Source organism: Opitutaceae bacterium TAV5 (assembly GCA_000242935.3).
GTDB lineage: Bacteria > Verrucomicrobiota > Verrucomicrobiia > Opitutales > Opitutaceae > Geminisphaera.
Genome location: CP007053.1, coordinates 1,894,219 through 1,911,802, shown reverse-complemented (window position 1 = coordinate 1,911,802; position 17,584 = coordinate 1,894,219). Strand labels below are relative to the sequence as shown.

The 17,584-nt window shown below is 63.2% G+C and carries 15 protein-coding genes; 10 read left to right on the top strand and 5 right to left on the bottom strand.

The window, feature by feature from the left end:
* Window positions 1-29 precede the first annotated feature (29 nt).
* The 5 genes from OPIT5_08635 to OPIT5_08615 all read left to right on the top strand — a co-directional run bounded on the left by OPIT5_08635 (window position 30) and on the right by OPIT5_08615 (window position 6,287).
* Entirely contained in the window at window positions 30-353 is a 324-nt protein-coding gene (locus OPIT5_08635) for a hypothetical protein (protein AHF94224.1), read from the top strand.
* A gap of 227 nt (window positions 354-580) precedes the next feature.
* Window positions 581-1,453 carry an anchor protein gene (locus OPIT5_08630; GenBank protein AHF90262.1) on the top strand — a complete coding sequence of 291 codons (873 nt, stop codon included), beginning with the start codon at window positions 581-583 and terminating at the stop codon, window positions 1,451-1,453.
* Between the two features lie 148 nt (window positions 1,454-1,601).
* The gene (locus OPIT5_08625; GenBank protein ID AHF90261.1) at window positions 1,602-3,002 is read left to right on the top strand and encodes an MFS transporter; all 1,401 of its coding nucleotides are present in this window, start codon (window positions 1,602-1,604) and stop codon (window positions 3,000-3,002) included.
* 16 nt (window positions 3,003-3,018) lie between these two features.
* On the top strand, window positions 3,019-4,137 hold the full coding sequence (locus OPIT5_08620) for a phosphoglycerate dehydrogenase (protein AHF90260.1): 1,119 nt from the start codon (window positions 3,019-3,021) through the stop codon (window positions 4,135-4,137).
* 23 nt (window positions 4,138-4,160) lie between these two features.
* Window positions 4,161-6,287, top strand: coding sequence for a heparinase (locus tag OPIT5_08615; protein ID AHF90259.1), 2,127 nt, complete (start codon window positions 4,161-4,163; stop codon window positions 6,285-6,287).
* A gap of 10 nt (window positions 6,288-6,297) precedes the next feature.
* Here OPIT5_08615 and OPIT5_08610 read toward each other — a convergent pair whose 3' ends face one another.
* Window positions 6,298-7,362 (bottom strand): LacI family transcriptional regulator, encoded by a 1,065-nt coding sequence (locus tag OPIT5_08610; protein ID AHF90258.1) that lies wholly within the window; start codon window positions 7,360-7,362, stop codon window positions 6,298-6,300.
* 93 nt (window positions 7,363-7,455) lie between these two features.
* On the opposite strand from OPIT5_08610, the gene OPIT5_08605 reads away from it, so the two are divergent.
* The 3 genes from OPIT5_08605 to OPIT5_08595 all read left to right on the top strand — a co-directional run bounded on the left by OPIT5_08605 (window position 7,456) and on the right by OPIT5_08595 (window position 11,035).
* The gene (locus OPIT5_08605; GenBank protein ID AHF90257.1) at window positions 7,456-8,127 is read left to right on the top strand and encodes an N-terminal cleavage protein; all 672 of its coding nucleotides are present in this window, start codon (window positions 7,456-7,458) and stop codon (window positions 8,125-8,127) included.
* A gap of 243 nt (window positions 8,128-8,370) precedes the next feature.
* Window positions 8,371-10,203, top strand: a complete 1,833-nt coding sequence (locus OPIT5_08600) for an ATPase (protein AHF90256.1) — start codon at window positions 8,371-8,373, stop codon at window positions 10,201-10,203.
* 124 nt (window positions 10,204-10,327) lie between these two features.
* Window positions 10,328-11,035, top strand: a complete 708-nt coding sequence (locus OPIT5_08595; GenBank protein AHF90255.1) for a potassium transporter TrkA — start codon at window positions 10,328-10,330, stop codon at window positions 11,033-11,035.
* Between the two features lie 156 nt (window positions 11,036-11,191).
* Here OPIT5_08595 and OPIT5_08590 read toward each other — a convergent pair whose 3' ends face one another.
* The gene (locus tag OPIT5_08590) at window positions 11,192-12,505 is read right to left on the bottom strand and encodes an FAD-dependent pyridine nucleotide-disulfide oxidoreductase (protein AHF90254.1); all 1,314 of its coding nucleotides are present in this window, start codon (window positions 12,503-12,505) and stop codon (window positions 11,192-11,194) included.
* A 129-nt stretch (window positions 12,506-12,634) separates the two neighbouring features.
* Between OPIT5_08590 and OPIT5_08585 the strand changes: the two genes are divergently transcribed.
* Window positions 12,635-13,417: a transcriptional regulator gene (locus OPIT5_08585; GenBank protein ID AHF90253.1), complete on the top strand. Its 783-nt coding sequence runs from the start codon at window positions 12,635-12,637 to the stop codon at window positions 13,415-13,417.
* A gap of 60 nt (window positions 13,418-13,477) precedes the next feature.
* Here the strand turns inward: OPIT5_08585 and OPIT5_08580 are convergent, their stop codons facing one another.
* Window positions 13,478-14,236 carry an anchor protein gene (locus tag OPIT5_08580; GenBank protein AHF90252.1) on the bottom strand — a complete coding sequence of 253 codons (759 nt, stop codon included), beginning with the start codon at window positions 14,234-14,236 and terminating at the stop codon, window positions 13,478-13,480.
* A gap of 97 nt (window positions 14,237-14,333) precedes the next feature.
* Window positions 14,334-15,206, bottom strand: coding sequence for a glycosyltransferase family 1 (locus tag OPIT5_08575; GenBank protein AHF90251.1), 873 nt, complete (start codon window positions 15,204-15,206; stop codon window positions 14,334-14,336).
* A 185-nt stretch (window positions 15,207-15,391) separates the two neighbouring features.
* Here OPIT5_08575 and OPIT5_08570 point away from each other — a divergent pair, with 185 nt between their 5' ends.
* Window positions 15,392-16,816: a hypothetical protein gene (locus tag OPIT5_08570; protein AHF90250.1), complete on the top strand. Its 1,425-nt coding sequence runs from the start codon at window positions 15,392-15,394 to the stop codon at window positions 16,814-16,816.
* A gap of 50 nt (window positions 16,817-16,866) precedes the next feature.
* On the opposite strand, the gene OPIT5_08565 is transcribed toward OPIT5_08570, so the two are convergent.
* A complete protein-coding gene (locus tag OPIT5_08565; protein AHF90249.1) occupies window positions 16,867-17,580 on the bottom strand; it encodes an N-terminal cleavage protein in 714 nt (237 codons plus the stop codon).
* Window positions 17,581-17,584 lie beyond the last annotated feature (4 nt).

Genomic DNA, 17,584 nt, shown 5'->3' with positions numbered 1-17,584 from the left:
CGTTTGTTTTCGACCGCGTCCGCCCCTCGGTGGAAGTGATCGACGAGGCTGATTTCCGGAAACCCGTCGATTACGGCTCGGCCGTGGTGACGCTTTCGGACTGGCGGGAAAATGGACCCGGCAAATTTTGCATTTATGAAAAGGATACGGCAGTTGATGTGACTGTTACCGTGGACAGTGCAGGCGCGGAAGCGGGTTTGCGGATCGAGAACAAGGTGGAGCCTGTCACGGGGATGCTCCTGTATCCGGACATCAAGCCGACCCGGCTCGGCATGAACCTCAATCTCCCGGCCACGCATGTCGTCATGCGCACGTTCATCGTTCCGGCTGCTGCCCCGAGGGAAAAACGCTGAGTCCTCTGCCGGTCCATGGGGTCTTGTCTGCTGAATCGAAACCGACATATCACGTGTCAGGCGATGGTACTTCGTCACACTGGCTCATAAGTATGAGCGCCGCCGTACTGGTGAGTTTTCGAAGGCTGAACGATATAAACCCGCGTCGTTGCTTCGCCCTGCGGGTTTCTCCGCGGACGACAGCACCCGCACACAAACCCGAAAACCCGTTCACCACCACACGCATCATGAACCTGAAAATGAAAAGCTCCCCCCGCGCGCTCATCCTTACGCTCGTCTCCCTCCTCGGTGCTGCATCCGCCTGCGCCACTGTCGTCTTCACCGACAACTTCGACGCCTACGCAACCGGTTCCCAGACCAGTAACGCCAACTGGAAGAACCCGACGGTCACCACCGGGCAGACCATCACCATCGAGAACGATTCATCCGACTATTTCGGCACCTCTACCACCAACAGATACCTCTCCCTCGTCAGCGGAATCGCTGGTTCCGCCCCCGCCGCGGCGACCACCATGTTTGGTGATAGAAAAGTAAATACAGGAACACTCTCCTTTGACTTCCGCCAACCCGCCGTGGCCAATGCCGCAGGCAATGGCTGGATGGTTCGCATCCTCAGCCAAAATGATGGCTACACAGGCAACGATCACACCTCCTTTGCCTTCTTCATCCAGAATGGTGCCCTCTACGCCGCTTCCAACGATGGTAATGTAAACGTCAGCACCAGGATTACTGATTTTTCCATCGATCAAACGCACAGCATATCAGTCGTTTTTAACTACACTGCGACGGGCATCACCTACGGCAACAACGACCAATACTCGCTTGCCGCGGGCAAGATGGACGTGTGGCTCGACGGCTCCCTCGTCGGCACCGCGCTTGCCGGTTCCGGTGGAAAACGGGCAGACGGCGGCAACAAACAAACCTACGTCAACATCGTCGATTTCACCGCCAAGCAGAACTTCATCGGCAGTCTCTATGTGGACAACCTTAATATCGACAACACCGCCATCGCTCCCGCTGCCGTTCCCGAACCTGCGGCCCTGGCGTTGTTCGCCGGCGCAATCGTCTTCGCTCTCGCAGTCCTCCGTCGTTGCAAATAAGAATTGGCCAGCGGAGACGCGTGCGACGAAATGGCGTTCTCCGGAGCGCCGGACGAGGCGCCCCCGTCACTCATCCACACTGCCGGTGCTGCGCTCCCGCTGGCGGTTTCGATGAAAAGATCGCCGCTCCGCGACACGCACCCTCCCCTTGAACTCACCTGTCATCCTCCCCGCCTCCCGCGAACCGAAAACCTGGCGCGCGGGTACCCTCGCCTACACGGGTGGTGGAGTGGTCATTCTCTTTTGCTGGCTCCTCTTTGGTGACTTCGCCTGGTCCATGCGCGACCGCTCCGTGGGACCGATGGCGCAATGGTATCTTAACAGCCTCAGCGTCCCCAACCTCGTTTTCGGACTCCTCATGAGTTCCCTTCCCGCGCTCATCTCGGTCGTCCTCGCGCCCGTCATCAGCGTGAAATCCGACCGCCACCGCGGACGCTTCGGACGTCGTATCCCGTTTCTCCTCATCACCACTCCCTTTGCCGCCGCCGGCATGATCGGCCTCGGTCTCACTCCCATCGTTGCCCGTTGGGTCCACGGACATTTTCCCGGACAAAGCGAGATGCTTGTCAGCGTCGTTTGCTTCGGGGTCTTCTGGAGCGCCTTCGAGTTTGCCACCATCGCCTCGCAAGCCGTCTTCGGCGGACTCATCAACGATGTAGTGCCAAAGCCACTGCTCGGACGCTTCTACGGGCTGTTCCGCGCCGTCAGCCTGATTGACGGCATTATCTTCAACTACTGGATCATGGGCAAGGTGCCCGGTCACTTCACGCTCATTCTCTGCATCATCGGCACCTTTTACGGAGCCTCCTTCATGCTCGTCTGCTTCAAGGTCAAGGAAGGCGACTATCCTCCCTCTCTCGCTCCCGCCGCGCTTGCCCGCCCGTCCGCGGCCATCGCCGGCGCCGGCCCCATCCGTTTTTTGAGCGAAGTGAAACGCTACTGCAAGGAGTGCTTCACCAACCCTTACTACATCGCCCTCTTTATCCTGATCAAAGTGGCCGTGATGACCTTTTCCCCCATCAACACTTTTTCGATCCCCTATGCACGCAGCCTCGGTGTCAGCATGGATACCTATGGCAAATGCCTCGCGCTTACTTTCACGATTTCCTTTTCCCTGTCGTTTTTTCTCGGCTGGCTGGCTGATGCCATTCATCCCCTCCGTATGGCCATCCTCACGCTTGCCGCCTATATTGTCGTGGCAATCTGGGGACGGTTTTATGTCAATACTGCCGGCACTTTTCTCATGGCCTGGGTGGCGCACGGAGTCATCTCCGGTTGTTATTTCACGAGTGCGGCCTCGCTCCAGGCGCGCCTCTTCCCGCAATCGCGCTACGGCCAGTTTGCCTCTGCGGTCGGCGTCTGCACGACCGCCGCCAACATGACTCTGATCCCCCTTGTCGGCCTCATGATCGACCGCACCGGTGGTGCCTACCGCCACGCGTTCACCGTCGCCATCATCCTTGGCGTGCTTGCTCTCATTGCCGGGCTTTATGTCCACACCCGGTTCATGAAACTCGGCGGCCCTGCCGGCTATGTCGCTCCCGAGTAGCCCCCGTTTTCTCTCCGTGATTTCTGAAGCTGAAATATCCGCCTCCCTGACGGTTCCGCCGCCTCACCCTGCCGGCCGCACCGCAACCGGTCCGCGTGTCCTTTTTTCGATAACGGAAGGGGAATGTGCGCTCTTCCTTCCCGATTTCGATGCTGCCGCCATCACCCTGCCCCTTGGCACATACCCGGCCAGTCCCGAACTTGTCTGGCTTTCTCCTGCCGACACCGCCGCCGCCAAGGCCAGTCCGGACAACTGGCTCGCCCTGCTCCGCGACACCCGTCCCGAAGTCATCGTCACCGCCTGGAGCTCGCCACCCCTGCCCGACGATGCCGCTCCCGGTTTCCCCGTCCGTTACATGTGTCACCTCGCCGGTTCCGTGCGGGCAAAAGTTTCCCGCGCCTTCATCGAACGCGGCGGACTTGTATCCAACTGGGGAGGGCAAGTCGCCGCCCAGGTCGCCGAACATGCCCTTTTCCTGGCCCTCGCCTCCCTGCGCCGGGCCCCCGAATGGATCGGCGTGGCCGGCATTGCCTCCGCCGGAAAAATCCGCCTCCCCACCGCCCGCACCCGCACCCTCTTCGGACGCCGCATCGGCCTGCACGGCTTTGGCGCCGTGGCCCGCCGGCTCGCCACCCTCCTCAGCCCCTTCACTACCGGCCGCGAAATCGACTGTCATGCCGATGGCGTGCCAGAAGACAGGATACGCGAAGCCGGATTGCGCCCCGTAAAAACCCTTGCCGCGCTTTTTTCGGAAAACGAAATCCTCTTCGAATGCGAAGCCCTCACTCCCGCCAACCGCGCCAGCGTTGACGCCGCAACCCTTGCGCGCCTCCCCGACGGCGCCCTCTTCGTCAACATTGCCCGCGGGCAACTTGTGGACGAAACCGCTCTTTACAACGAAGTCCGCTCCGGTCGTCTCCATGCCGCGCTTGACGTCATGCACAGCGAACCTGTCTCCGCCGATTCTCCCTGGCGCACCCTGCCCGGCGCGGTACTCTCCCCGCACATCGCCGGACCCACCAGCGACATGATGCCCCGCATCGGCGCCACTGCCTTGCAGAACCTCGTCCGCTATTTTTCCGGGAAACCACTGGAAAACCTCGTCACACTCCAACACTACGACCGCGCCACCTGACAGCTTCCGAAACTCCGCCCATCATGACAATCAGGCACCTTCCCCTCCTCTTCCTCCTGTTCCTTCTCCTCTTCGGCGAAAGCGCCCGGTCCACGCCACTCGCTTCCGTCTCCGCATCCGTGCTTCCCCCCTCCCCCCGGACCTTCGTCACCTCTGCGCAACGCGACGCCTTCCGCTCCTGGTGTACTACTGGCGATGGCGCCGCCTCCTTTGCCGCCATGCGCGCCGAGTTCGACGCCACGCTCCTCAATCTCCCCCTCCCGCCGGAACCTCAACCCTACGGCAAACCCTATCCCCAGGCCAAAACCAACGAAGCCGTCCGCGCCTGGCGCGCCGCGCAAATCGACGCTTCCCGCATCACCAGCACCGCCGAGGCAGCGACTCTCATCTGGCTCGTCACCGGCAGCGCCCCCCACCTCGAAAAAGCCAAGGCCGCTCTCCAGGCCGCCGCCCGCTGGTCGCCCGACGGAGCCGCCGGCATCGCCTACAACGATGAAGCCGCCTTCCGCCTTTGGCGCAAAATCCCTTTCGTTTACGACCAACTTCGCTCCACTCTCACGCCCGACGAACGCGCCACCCTCCTCCCTGCCCTCCGCGCCTGGGGTGCCGCCATCCATCACCACGTTTATACCAAAACCCAAAAGACCATTCGCAACTCCATCGCCGTCACCCCGAGCAGCCACCCCGTGCGCTTCGTATCCATGGACGGCATCGCCGGACTCGCGCTCCTGGACGACCTCCCCGAAGCCCGTCAATGGTTCGACTATGCGCTCAACTGGTATCGCACCCAGTTCCCCCCCTGGGGCGGCGACGACGGTGGCTGGTCCGAAGGTCCCCGCTATTGGGAAACCGGCGTCGTTTCCGAACCCGTCCGCTTTCAAGACGCCCTCCACCAGATCGGCCATCCCGATGCCTGGGATCGCAACAACCCCCGCTCCTTCTGGCGGCAAACCGGCTACTACGGCGCTTGCGTCCTTCAGCCCTACCCCGCCACTTCCTTTGGCGATATCTCCATGAACGGCAAAGTCCGCCTCGACTGGAAAAACGTCCGTTTCCTCCAAAAACTCGCCCGCATTTTCGACGATGGTCACCTTGCCGCTTTTGCCGCGCTCGGCCAGTCCCCGCCCGCCACGTTCCCTCTCGCCGCCGGCAGTTATCCCACCGGCATGGAGCATCTCCTTTCCGCCTTCGCCGACACCGCGCTCCCGCTTCCTCCTCCCGCTGATCTCTCCACGCTTCCCCCCGTCCGCTGGTTCCGCGACATCGGCTGGGTTGTCATGCACTCCTCCCCCGGTCGTCCCGACGATGACATCATGCTCACTTTTCTCTCCAGCCCCTACGGTTCCTTCAGCCACAGCCATGCCGCGCAAAACGCCTTCATCCTCTCCGCCTATGGCGAAGAACTCGCCGTCAACGCCGGCTACCGCGAATACCACGGTTCACCTCACCACGACCGCTACACCCGCAACACTCTTTCCAAAAACGCCCTTCTCATCGGCGGTCGCGGCCAGGCCCCGAAATCCAGAACCTCCACCGGCAAAATCCTCTGCCTCGACACCACTCAGCCCCGCCTCATCCGGACCACCGGTGACGCCACCGCCGCCTACAACGACCAGCGCCCCTCTGCCGATCCCCTCGTCGAAACCGTCCGGCGCGACATCGTCTTTGTTGACCGCCGTTATTTCATCATTCGCGACACCGTCCGCCTCGCGCCCCCGCACGCCGCCCTTCCCGTGCAATGGCTCCTCCATGCCGAACGCCCCATCACCTGGGACGAAGCCACCCAAGCCGCCACCCTCACCAATAACAAGGCCCGCCTTTTCGTCGCCCTCCGCTCCCCCGAAGGCTCTCTTGACGGCAAGGTGGAAAACACCTGGCCTACGCCCCCTTCCGCCGGCTTTTTGCATAGCCAGAAAATCGCTACGCAAAGCCATTTCACCGCCGCAACCACCGGCAACAGCGGCAGTGTCCGCACCATTGTCGCCATCCTCTGGCCCGATCGTATTTTGTCTGACGATACGCATCCCGGAGACCTGTCTTTCGATCTTTCACGTCCGGCCGCCGGCTCCGGCACCGCTCTCCGCATTACGCGTCCCGATGGATCAACGGACCGCGTCATCTTCACCGGTGACAATGTCCGCATAGAATAGAAATCAGCCTTCACTTCCCGTTTTTCACTGCCGGCAACGTCGCCCCCTCGCACCAGTCGCCTTCGACCAGGATGCGCTGCCGCGACGCCGGCACTCCGCGCTCGCCACGGTTGAGCATGCCCACCAGATAATCCATCGCCACCCGGCCGATGCGCAGACTGTTTTCGTAGACACCCGACACCGGTCCATCCGCCCGGTCCAGCGAGGGACACCCCAGTGCCAGCTCATCGGGAATCGCCAGCCCCAGGCGCCGGAACTTTGTCAGCCCCGCCATCGACCCCCGCAACTCCGTCGGGTCCGCCTCCGTCCCGTGTGCTCCCCATACGACGGCATCGAGACGGTGTTTTCCTATCCATGCCCGTACCTCCGGCACCGACTTCTTTTCGTCAAAGAGCGGCGGGATCTTGAGCCCCAGCACGGTCATTGTCGTCAGATAACCGGCAAGATACGAATGATCCACACGCTGATCATGCGCCGGCATCAGGCAAAAACCGATCCGCTTCCGTCCCCGCTCCGCCAGCCGGCGCACCACCGTGGCGCAGGCATGGGCATGCGCCGATGTCACCATGTGCAGCAATGGAGACATCATCGTGTATCCAAAAGCCACTGACGCAAATTCCTCCCATGGAAACACCAGCTCCGAACCATGCCAGAGCGGACAAACCAGAATTCCACCGATTCCCCGCGCCCGTAAGATCCCTGCCACCCGTGCGGCACTCATCCCCTTCTTCCCCAAGCAAAATTCTTCCAGCCGAAACCCATGCCGCTGGGCCTGTTCGCTCGCGCCTGTGAAATAGTCGCTGAAGTGCGGAATCCGCCGCCAGTCCGTCCAGTCCGCGAGCCACGCCAGCGTTCCGTGAAACTGTGCCGGACGTGACCGCGTGCGGTAGGAGGCCAGCGCACCCAGCATCGGATCCGGTTGGTAGCCCAGCGCCTCGACCGCGTCAGCGATCCGTTTTCGCGTCGCTTCCGGAATGCTCGGGTGATTGCGCAATGCCAGTGACACCGTGGACTGGTCCACGCCCGCCACTCTGGCGATGTCTTTTTGGGTGACACGTTTTCGGGCTTCGTTCATCGGCATGAAGGTATTTTTCTCATTTGTATGAGCGCGGGCGCCCTTGAGTACAAGGCGCGACACGGGTTTCCATCTGTTTCGCACCATTTCGCCATGCACCTTAACCCCTCCACCCGCCATTACCTCGCCGCCGGTTTCACGCTGATCGAGCTGCTCACCGTCATCGCGATCATCGGCATCCTTGCCGCCATCATCATCCCCACCGTTGGCAAAGTTCGAGAAACGGCGCGTGCCGCGACCTGCGCCTCCAATCTTCGTCAGATCGGCGCGGCGGTTGCCATGTATGCGGAGGACCATAAAGGCTGGTTGCCCGGCCATTTTCCGCTGCCGGGATCAACCAAGAAAGGTCTCTGGAACGGTCAGCGCACCTATTACCAGCACAGCGAAAACGAAGGTATGCTGGCGCATTACGTGGCGCCTTACCTTGGTATGCCCGCCTGGGATACACTTCCGGCAGGTGAGAACCGGGCAATCCCGGTGTTCGTATGCCCCTCCTGGCAAAGCATTCGAGGCAGGGATTTCGGGCGGGCCTGGGCTCTCAATTACGATCTCTACAACGACAGCACCAAAACAAAACCCTGGGGCGACCCGAGTGTGGCGCAGGTTGCCATGGGATTGTCCGAAATCGATTCTCCGTCCGCGCGCTGGGCGATGCGCGATCATTACAAGGTCGGCGACCCCGAATTCATCGACCGCCTCGCCCACCCCGACAAGCGCAATGTCCTGTATTTCGACTGGCACGTAAAGGCCGCCAGAAGTAACTGATCCGCATATTTCACCCATTTCCGGCCAGTCATCACGGAAACCGGACAACCACTTGAAAGTTAACACCCGATGAAAGTGATGGAGGGGGGTCTGTCCTGTTCAGGTGCTGGACGTTCTTTTCCATCACCCGGACAGTCCGCCTGAACCGCCGGGTCTCGAGATGAACTGTGCGGACTAACCTCGCCCCCCTGCGTTCCCGGCTAGACGTCGCGCAGGCGGTCGTCCAGTGTTCCCGGCCATTCCATGCTCCCGGCCCGGAACGCCACCAGTACCAAACGCACCGATGCCCGCTCCCGGGCGGTCGTCTTTTTCCTGCTCAACACCCTGCTCGTCCTGTGCAGCGTGGCGGCGCTGGCGTTGTTCGTGCTCGTCGCCGGCTGGCCGCTCGAACCCGAAACGCACCAGCTGGTGCGCATCGCCACCGGACTCGTCCTGAAGCTGTTCGTTTTCCAGGAGGCCTGCCGCATGTGGCTGCAACGCCACCGCATGACCTGGCTGAAAACCCGCCGGCTGGAAGCGGGGCTCTGCATGCTGATCGTACTCGAAATGATCCTCGGCCCGCGTCTGCATGGCTGGCTCAACCACCACTTTCCCGATATCGGCAGCGGCACCCTCACCCTGTTCATCCTCGCCGCCTCGCAACTCACGCTCCTCGCCCTCATCTGCCTGCGTGCGCTCCGTCGCAACCGCCTGCTCGCCACCCGGCGCCTGACGCCCGGCATGGCGCTGATCCTCAGTTTCGCCCTCCTCATCGTCATCGGCACGCTGATGCTCAAGACCCCGCGCGCCACCACCCAGGGCATCGGCTGGATCGACGCGCTGTTCACCGCCACCAGCTCGGTGTGCGTCACGGGATTCGGGACCGTGGACATCACCACGCAGCTCACCCGGTATGGTCAGTGGATTGTCCTCGGCCTCGTGCAGACGGGCGGGCTCGGCATCATGACGCTCACCTACTTTTTTGCGCACTTCCTCACGGGCGGCGTCTCGCTGCGCAATCGCATCGCCCTGCAAAATCTCCTCAGCGAGGACAACCTCGGCCAGATCGGCACCGTCCTCGGCATGATCGTCGGCTTTACGCTTACCGTCGAGCTGGCCGGCGCGGTGGCGATCTGGCTGCTGGCCGGGCAAGGCTCTGTTGCCGCGACCCCGATTGTGGCCGGCGACCGCGCATTTTTCGCGCTGTTTCACGCCGTGTCGGCCTTCTGCAACGCCGGCATTTCCACGCTGCCCGGCAACCTCACCGATCCGGCGCTCGCCGGGATTGGCATGAAAGGCGTGCTCGTCGTCATCATGCTGCTCGTGGTGGCGGGAGGCATCGGGTTTCCGGTGATCCGGAATCTCCATGAGGTCGTGATTGCACGGATACGCCAGCGGATCGGCTTGCGTCTCGCCACGCCGCCGCGCATCACGACCAACAGCCGCGTGGTACTGGTGACGACCGCCGTGCTGCTCGCCGGCGGCGCGGTGCTGATCTACATTACCGAGTTTGCCACGGGCAACGGCGACCCGGGCGCGCTCGGCCCGTGGATGGCGGCGATCTTCCACTCCGTCGCGGTGCGCTCGGCGGGTTTTAACGTCATCGACACCGCCAACCTCGCACCGGCTACGGTGATCCTGACGATGTTTTTGATGTTTGTCGGCGGCAGCCCGTCGAGCACGGCGGGCGGCATCAAGACCTCGACGCTGGCCGTGGCCGTGCTGGCGCTGCGGCGCGTGCTCCTGGGGCGCCCGGAAATCGAGGCGTTCGGACGGCGCATTTCCGACGACATCGCCAACCGCGCGCTGGCGGTGCTGCTTCTGGCCGGCGCCTTCGTGACGCTGGTCGCGACCACGCTCTGCGTGCTGCATCCGGAGTTGCCGGCGCTCGACCTGCTCTTCGAGGCGGTGGCGGCGGTGAGCACGGCGGGCCTCGCGCGCGGTGTCACGTCGCAGCTCGGCGATCCGGCCAAGCTCGTCATGATCGTGGCGATGTTCGTGGGCCGCATCGGTGTGCTGATGTTCCTGCTGTCCTTCATCCGGCGGCGCGACCACAAGGGATATCGTTATCCGGGAGCCACGATTGTGATTACGTGACCGGCTCGTGCCGGGGAAGTTGGGAGTTGGCAGTTGGAAATTTGTCTCCGGCACCGTTACCCTTTCCCTCCTTGCCACCAACCACCCACTTCAAACTGCCAATTTCAAACTTCAAACTCCCGACATGAAATGCTGCGTCATCGGTCTCGGTGTCTTCGGTAAAAATCTCGCGATCAACCTCGCGCAACTCGGCGCGGACGTGCTGGCGATCGACCGGCGCGAGGAAAATGTCTCGCTCATCAAGGACGAGGTGGGCGCGGCGGTGGTGATGGATTTCGACGATCCGACGGCGCTCGCCGGTTTTCCGATCGCCGAGATGGACGCCGTGGTGGTGGCGATCGGCGACAGTTTCGAGCAATCGATGTCGTTTGCGGTGAAAGCACAGGAACTCGGCGCGAAGCGCCTGGCCTGCCGGGTGCTGTCGCCGATGCACGAGCGGCTGCTGCGCCTGCTCAAGGTGGATCGCCTCGTGGTGCCCGAGGAGGTGGCGGCGCGCGGTCTGGCGCACTCGCTCCTCATGCGCGGCGTGGTCGGCGGGTTCGACATGGGCGACGGCCACTCGATCATCGAGGCCCGCGTGCCGGGCGCGCTGGTCGGCAAGACGCTCATCGACACGGGCGCGGTTTTCAAAAAAGACGGCGTGCGGATCGTCACCATCAAGCGCCTGATCGAGCCGGGCCTGCTCGCCGGACTGCTGAAAACGGACAACGCTCCCGAAAGACGCCGCACGATGGGCGTGGTGGCGCTGGACGAGCCGTTTCAGGCCGAGGATATTTTCGTGCTCTTCGGCGAGGAGAAAAACCTGCGGGCGTTTCTCGAGGACCACGCCTGACATGTCGCCACCCGGGGAGGTGGCGCGGGCGCACCGTCCATGACGTGGTTGCTGGTTCTTGGCCTGTGACCGGATGGAGCCGGTCAGGAGGTTTGCCCTGATGCGTTGTGCGGACTGCCGATGCGGACGCGGCTTTTCCTTCGGCCCGCTTTCCGGTCAGACGCAGGCGGGCACGATGGCGAGCATGCGTTCGCGGATGTCGCCACCGTTGATGTCTTCAAAGGCGCAGCCGTTTTCGCGCGCCATGGCGGCGGCGGTGCCGGCGGCCTGGCCGAGCGACATGCAGGTGGGCATCACGCGGAAACTGCCCGCCGCCTCGTGCGTGGCGCTGATGCAACGGCCGGCCGCCGCGATGCCGGAGAGGCCGCGCGGCAGCAGGCAGGCATAGGGGATGCCATAAAGGTAGTCGGCGGTGGAACTTTCCAGGTGCGTGCCGTTGCCGTTGGGCTGGTGGAGATCGATCGGATACGCGCAGCGGGCGACGGTGTCGGCGGGCATGCTGCTGGACCACACGTCGTGCTCGGTGAGCGTGGCACGGCCGACGATGCGGCGGCTCTCGCGCACGCCGATTTGCGGGCCGGTCGAGAGGAGGAAGGCGTTGGCGAAACCGGCGACGTATTTTTTGAAAAACGCGGTCATCTGCACGGCCTGCCTGCGGCCTTCGATTTCGGCGAGGGTGAACTCCTCCGGGTTGCAGGAACTGAAGCCCTGGACGCGGGTGCCGTTGACGAGGATGCGCGTGGGGTCGCCGGGCATGGCCCACACAATGGAAATGTGGATACGCGGGATGTCCCATTCGCCGGCGGCGCGGGCGATTTCGATTTCTTCGGCGAAGCAGTCGCCCTTGCCGGCGTAAAGGCCATGGACGAGTTGGTGCCCGGCGCGCTGCCAGGCCGCGGGGTCGAAGCCGCCGATCTGCACGACCATGGTCATGGGCTGTGTCTTGCCGTCGGCGCGGCGGCCGTGGGTCATTTCGGCCCCGGCGAGGGCGCAGGCATCGGCGTCGCCGGTGGCGTCGATCACCTGACGCGCGCGGATGGTGACGGTGGCTCCCTTGGCGGAGAAATCGGCGCGCCAGAAGCCGTCGGATTCGCGGCGGAGGGAACGGAGGAGGGTGTGATAGAGGAGGCGGCCGCCGCGACGGAGTATGTTTTTTTCCATGACATGCTTGAGCGCCTCGGGATCGAACATGTCCACGTGGTCGCCGTCGCCATGGTAACAGGTGCCGTCGGCCATCATCTGGCGGATGAGCGCGTGGTAGACGGAATCGGCGAGGTCTTCGCCACGAAAGTGATAGTTGATAAAACAGCCGAGCCCGGCGGCGCTGCCCATGCCGCCAAGAAAACCGTGACGTTCGGCGACGATCACCGGACAGCCGCCGTCGAGTGCCGCCATGGCCGCGCCGTATCCGGCCGGGCCGCCGCCAACGATCAGGCATTCGGTGGTGTATTCGCAGGGCGTGGTACTCATGGAGGAGAGGGTGTTGCGGAAACACGGAGCGGCGCCATGGCGGATGCGCGGAAGGGGCGGATCCGATTCAATGGAATGAACGGCACGGGTACGGCGTTTTGCATCTTGTCGGCAGGTTCAGGGGAGGGCATGACGGAGGGCGCCATGCCTCGCCCTGAAACCGAAAATCGCAAGACGCTGCTCTCCCAGGGGATCGACCTGGTGCGTTTCCTCGCCCACAGCCGCCATGCGCTCGGGGTGACGGAAATCGCCGAAAAAATGGAGCTGCCCAAGTCATCCGCATTCCGGCTGCTGGGCGTGTTGATGGAGTTGCGGTTCGTGCAGAAAAATCCGGCGACGCAACGCTACACGATCAGTCCGGAGATTTTTCGTTTTGTATATGAGGTGGCGCATGAATTCGCTCCCAACCGGAAGCTGGAGGATGTCATGATCCGGTGGGCGCAGAAGCTGGACTGTGCGGTTTATCTCAGCATGTTGAGCGAGCGATGCACGTACGTGGTGTCGGCGGAGGGACCGCTGGGGGGAACGTTTGCGCTGGGGTCGGCGGGGCCGGTTTATGCGAGTTCGGCGGGCAAGGTCATCGTGGCGAACTTGCCGGAGGAAGAGTGGGTGTTTTACGAGCCAACGGAAAAGGATGAAAGGCTGACATCCTACACGAATCTGGACCCGGCGCGCTTTCGCAAGGAGTTGCTGGCGGCGCGGGAATCGGGCGTGGCGTGGAACATGCGTGAGACGACACCGGAGGTGGCGTCGGTGGCGGCGCTGGTCCGCGAGCCGTTGTATCCGCCGCGCATGGCGGTGGCGCTGCTGGTGAGCTACGAGGAGGTGGCGGTGCACGATCGCGTAAGCCTCGAACGCCACGTCCGGGAACTGGCGGCGGAGTTGAGCAAAGGGTTCAGGCCGGGGGCATAAAAACGCCACTCGCAAGGAGTGGCGTGGGAGAAAAACCGCGTTGTGTCGCCCCCGTTGATTTCAGGCGCGGGTGCGTCGGAAAACGACAACCGCAGCCAGCAATGCGGCGCCTGTCAGCACGGCGGCGGTGGCGGGTTCGGGGATCGGAGTGGCGGAGGTGACCACGAGGTTGTCGTAGGAGACGGCATAGGCAGCCGTGGCGCGGACGCCGACGCTGCCACCGGAAAGAGCGGTATCGGTGGCGGAGATCGATTTCAGGAGCGCGCCCTCCGTCCCGCTCTCGTAGAGCGACAGGGTGAGCGTGCCTTCATTGACGGTAAATTCCAGGCGGCCGGTAAAAATTCCGCCGGTTTGTTCGAAGGTGAAATTTTCCAGTTTCAGTTGGGCATTATTGGCTCCGCCGCCGTTGAACTTGTAGATTTCCAGCGAAAATCCTGTTCCGCTGCCGCTGCCGTTGAGGCGTCCGAGGTAGTAATGGCTGGCGTCGGTATGGTAGGCGGCCAGTCCGACGTAGCCGCCGTTGCCACCGAGGTTGAAAGTGGAACTGACCGTGTAGTTGGCGGAACTGCCACTCAGGGCGGCGCCAGTGTAAACGGAGAGCTGGTTCTGGCTGCCATTGGAAGGGAGTCCCGGCGCCAGGCGATACAGGTTGCCGTTATCATTGATGGCGAAGTTGGATGCAGTGAAGTCTGTCGGGATGGAGCCGGGAGTGCCGGTGAAGTCGGTGCTGAAGAGCGGGTCGGCGGCGTTTGCATTGGCCGCGAGCGCGAGGCTGGCGGCGAGAGTTGTGAGGAGGGCAAGTTTTTTCATGGTTTTCATGACCGGCAGATTTCTGGATGAGGTTTGGCTGGCGTAGTGAGGATGAGGTTACAGATGGGGTCTCCAAGGGGAGAGTTGGCAAAGGGGCGTATTCGATTCAACCGGATGAACGAGCGTGGCTGCGGCGGCGAAGGATGACTACGGCCGCAAGGGTGGCGACGCCGGCGAGGAGCGCGAGCGCCGCGGGTTCCGGAACGAGGGATGCGGCGATGGCATCGAAGTAAACCTGCGCAAGGTGCGCTTCGCCGATCTCGTTGGGGTGGATGAGGTCATAGAGGGCATTGTCGGGGAGACCGCTTTTGATGTCGGCCAGGACGATGCCGGAAGTCGGGGTGCTGTTGGCGGGATTGGCAGCGAAGTCGGCAATGGCTGCATTGTAGGTGGCAAAGGCGGCAGCGTACTCCGGTTTGTCGATGCCCGCCAGGTTGGAGAGGATGAGGGTGACGTCGGGGTTCACGGCGCGGAGGGCGGCGACGATGCCTTGCAGGTTGGCGGTGAAGGTGGCGACGGCGACCCCGCCCGCCGCGTCGTTCGTGCCGATGTTGATGATGGCGATGTCGGGCGCCTGGTCGGCGGACACGGTGTTCAGCCAGTTGACGACGGGAGTCTTGATGTTGGCGGAGGTTTGTCCCCAGTAACCGGCGTGGTCGTGGTCGAAGGTCGTCGCGTAGAGCGGATAGAGAGCGGTGTTGATCGGCCAATAGGAGGTCGGCGTGCGGGTTTCGTTCTGCGGGCCGACGAAATCGACGTCGTAACCGGCGCCGGTCAGCTGAAAAAACAGGGGATAACGGTAAGAGGCGTAGGCGAGTTTTGTGCCATTGGTGACGCCGGAGCTGTTGCCGCCCTGCGTGATGGAGTCGCCGATGGCGATGATGTTGATCGCTGGTGCCGTCGCGGCGGTGACGGCGAGAAGGAGCAGCGCGGAAACGGCGTTGAGGTGAATCCGGGCGCAGGTGATCGGGGAGGTCATGGCGGAGAGGAGTCCAGCGGCGCGCGCAGCGGGACGGCAAGACGAGGGGCGGAAACCGGCCCGGGCGGATTCAACCGGATGAACAGGGCAGTGCGGTTTGTTTGCGAAGGGATCGCCAGCCGATGTTTTTTCCGCTGCGCTTGCGTGCTGTGCCACGCCTCCTCTCTTCCCCCCGCATCCTGCCCATGACCCTTCTTGCCGGCCTCGCCGAAGGTCAGGTGCTCCAGCGTTTGGGGAGACAGCGCGGGGGGCGCGTGCGGATCACCGGCGAGACGGAAGCAGTGGGTGAGATTATGGTCACATTGCACGGGGAGGCGGGGGTCCTGCGCGGCTGGAAGCGGCGGCGCGCCGGGCGGGCGGCGAAGGGAAGGTTCACGGCGGAGTTGCGCGGCATCCCGGCGGGTGGGCCGTGGCGACTCACGCTCGCCTGTATCCGGGGGAAAAAGACGGCGGCGCGTGGAGAGGTCCGGGCGTTTTATGTGGGCGACGTGTGGTTGCTGGCGGGGCAGAGCAACATGGAGGGGTGCGGGTTGCTGGCAGCGAGCTCGGCGAGGCCGCATCCGTTGATCCGGGTGTTTTCGCTGGCACGGGAGTGGCGGCTGGCGGCGGACCCCCTGCATGTGCCGTGGGAGTCGCCGGAGCCGGCGCTCAACGACGGCAAGCCGTTCACCCGGGAGCAGGCGGAGGCGTATCGGAAGACGTCGCGGGTGGGAGCGGGCGTGGGTGTGCATTTCGCGCGCGAGATGCTGGCGCGTTCCGGTGTGCCGCAGGGTCTGATCTGCGCGGCGCGCGGAGCCACGCGCATGGAGCAGTGGCTGCCAACGCGGGCGCGTGATGGCGGCAGCGGACTTTACGGGGCGATGTTGCGGTCGGTACGGGCAACGGGACAGCCGGTGGCGGGGGTGCTGTGGCATCAGGGCGAGGGCGACACGCCGGGGGAACGGGCGGCGTTTTATTCACGGCGGATGCGGAGGCTGGTCGCGGCCGTGCGTCGTGATCTGGAATTGCCGAGGCTGCCGTGGATTTTTGCGCAGATCGCACGGGTTTACGGGGAGCGTCCGGATTGCGCGTGGAATTTTGTCCAGGAACAGCAACGCGTGCTGGCAGAGCGGATACCGGATGCGGCGCTGGTGGCGACGGTGGATTTGCCGCTGGACGATTTTATTCATCTGTCGGCGGAGGCGCACCCGCGTTTCGGAGCGCGGCTGGCGCGGGCGGCGGACCAGCTGGTCTACGGAAACCGCAAGGAAGTGCCGCCGCCGGCGTTGCGGCACGTGTCGGCGCTGCGTATGGACGAGGTAACGGGCGCGGGGCGCATCGATGTGGAATTCGCCAACGTGCCGGGCGGTCTGCGTGCGCCGGGAGAGCCGCGGGGATTTGTGCTGCTCGATGCGAATGGGCCGGACGGCGCGGGACGGATGCTGCCGGCGATCTACCGGGTGACGCTGGCGGGGAACATGGCGCGCGTGTATATTATTCCTGAATACGTAAAGGTGGGAGCAAGGTATTTGCTGACCTACGGTCACGGTAACGCGCCGGAGTGCAACATCACGGATGGCCGCGATTGCGCGCTGCCGGTGTTCGGAGTGCAGCGGGTGCGTGTAGTGTAGAGGGAACGGGGGGCGCGAGGTAACGCAGCTAGCGACGCAATGGGCCGGGATTATTTATCGTATTTCACAAAGCGGTCCTGGTTGTCTGCCGTGGTGAATTTGTGGCGGGCAACGTGACCGTCGGCGAAGGCGTAATTGAGCTCGCGGGGGGTTGTTTGGTCGGTCGTGGGGTATTTGGAGCCTTTGTCGTCCCAAATCAGGTCGCCTTGCACGCCGGTGATGGCGGCGGCTTGGTTTTGTTTGCCACGGTGTCGGAGCATGACGATTTGCGTGGGTTTGGTGATGGCGGAAACAGGTCGGCTGATGAGAAATATGTTGAAGGCAAAGGTGATAGTGCCATCGGCGTCCGCCGGCGGGTTGGCGAGGGGACAACTGAGGATGTCGCGGGGTTGTCTGTGGATGGCGTTCACGTAGGGGGCGATGGCTTTGACCCAGTTGTCGTCGGCGGTGTAGTTGCCGGATTCATCTTTTACCAGGGGGTTGGAAATGACGCTGGGAGGTGGATTGGCATTGGCGGGGTCAACGCCTTGCTGACTCGGAAATCGATCTTTGTTTTCGGCAGCGGCCAGGAGAACGGCGGTGGCGATCTGGCGCATGTTGGAGGCGCATTGGGAGGCTTTCGCGGTTGTTCGCACTTTGCCGACGGTGGGAATGATGATCGCCGCGAGGATGCCGATGATCGCGATGACCGTCAGAAGTTCGATCAGCGTGAAACCGTGGCGGAAACGAGGGCGGATGGTGTTCGGGGTGTGTGTGGTTTTCATGAAA

Coding starts and splice junctions, on each gene's coding strand:
- OPIT5_08630 (AHF90262.1), top strand. CDS start 581: ATGAACCTGAAAATGAAAAGCTCCCCCCGCGCGCTCATCCTTACGCTC.
- OPIT5_08615 (AHF90259.1), top strand. CDS start 4,161: ATGACAATCAGGCACCTTCCCCTCCTCTTCCTCCTGTTCCTTCTCCTC.
- OPIT5_08610 (AHF90258.1), bottom strand. CDS start 7,362: ATGAACGAAGCCCGAAAACGTGTCACCCAAAAAGACATCGCCAGAGTG.
- OPIT5_08605 (AHF90257.1), top strand. CDS start 7,456: ATGCACCTTAACCCCTCCACCCGCCATTACCTCGCCGCCGGTTTCACG.
- OPIT5_08600 (AHF90256.1), top strand. CDS start 8,371: ATGCTCCCGGCCCGGAACGCCACCAGTACCAAACGCACCGATGCCCGC.
- OPIT5_08595 (AHF90255.1), top strand. CDS start 10,328: ATGAAATGCTGCGTCATCGGTCTCGGTGTCTTCGGTAAAAATCTCGCG.
- OPIT5_08590 (AHF90254.1), bottom strand. CDS start 12,505: ATGAGTACCACGCCCTGCGAATACACCACCGAATGCCTGATCGTTGGC.
- OPIT5_08585 (AHF90253.1), top strand. CDS start 12,635: ATGACGGAGGGCGCCATGCCTCGCCCTGAAACCGAAAATCGCAAGACG.
- OPIT5_08580 (AHF90252.1), bottom strand. CDS start 14,236: ATGAAAACCATGAAAAAACTTGCCCTCCTCACAACTCTCGCCGCCAGC.
- OPIT5_08575 (AHF90251.1), bottom strand. CDS start 15,206: ATGACCTCCCCGATCACCTGCGCCCGGATTCACCTCAACGCCGTTTCC.
- OPIT5_08570 (AHF90250.1), top strand. CDS start 15,392: ATGACCCTTCTTGCCGGCCTCGCCGAAGGTCAGGTGCTCCAGCGTTTG.
- OPIT5_08565 (AHF90249.1), bottom strand. CDS start 17,580: ATGAAAACCACACACACCCCGAACACCATCCGCCCTCGTTTCCGCCAC.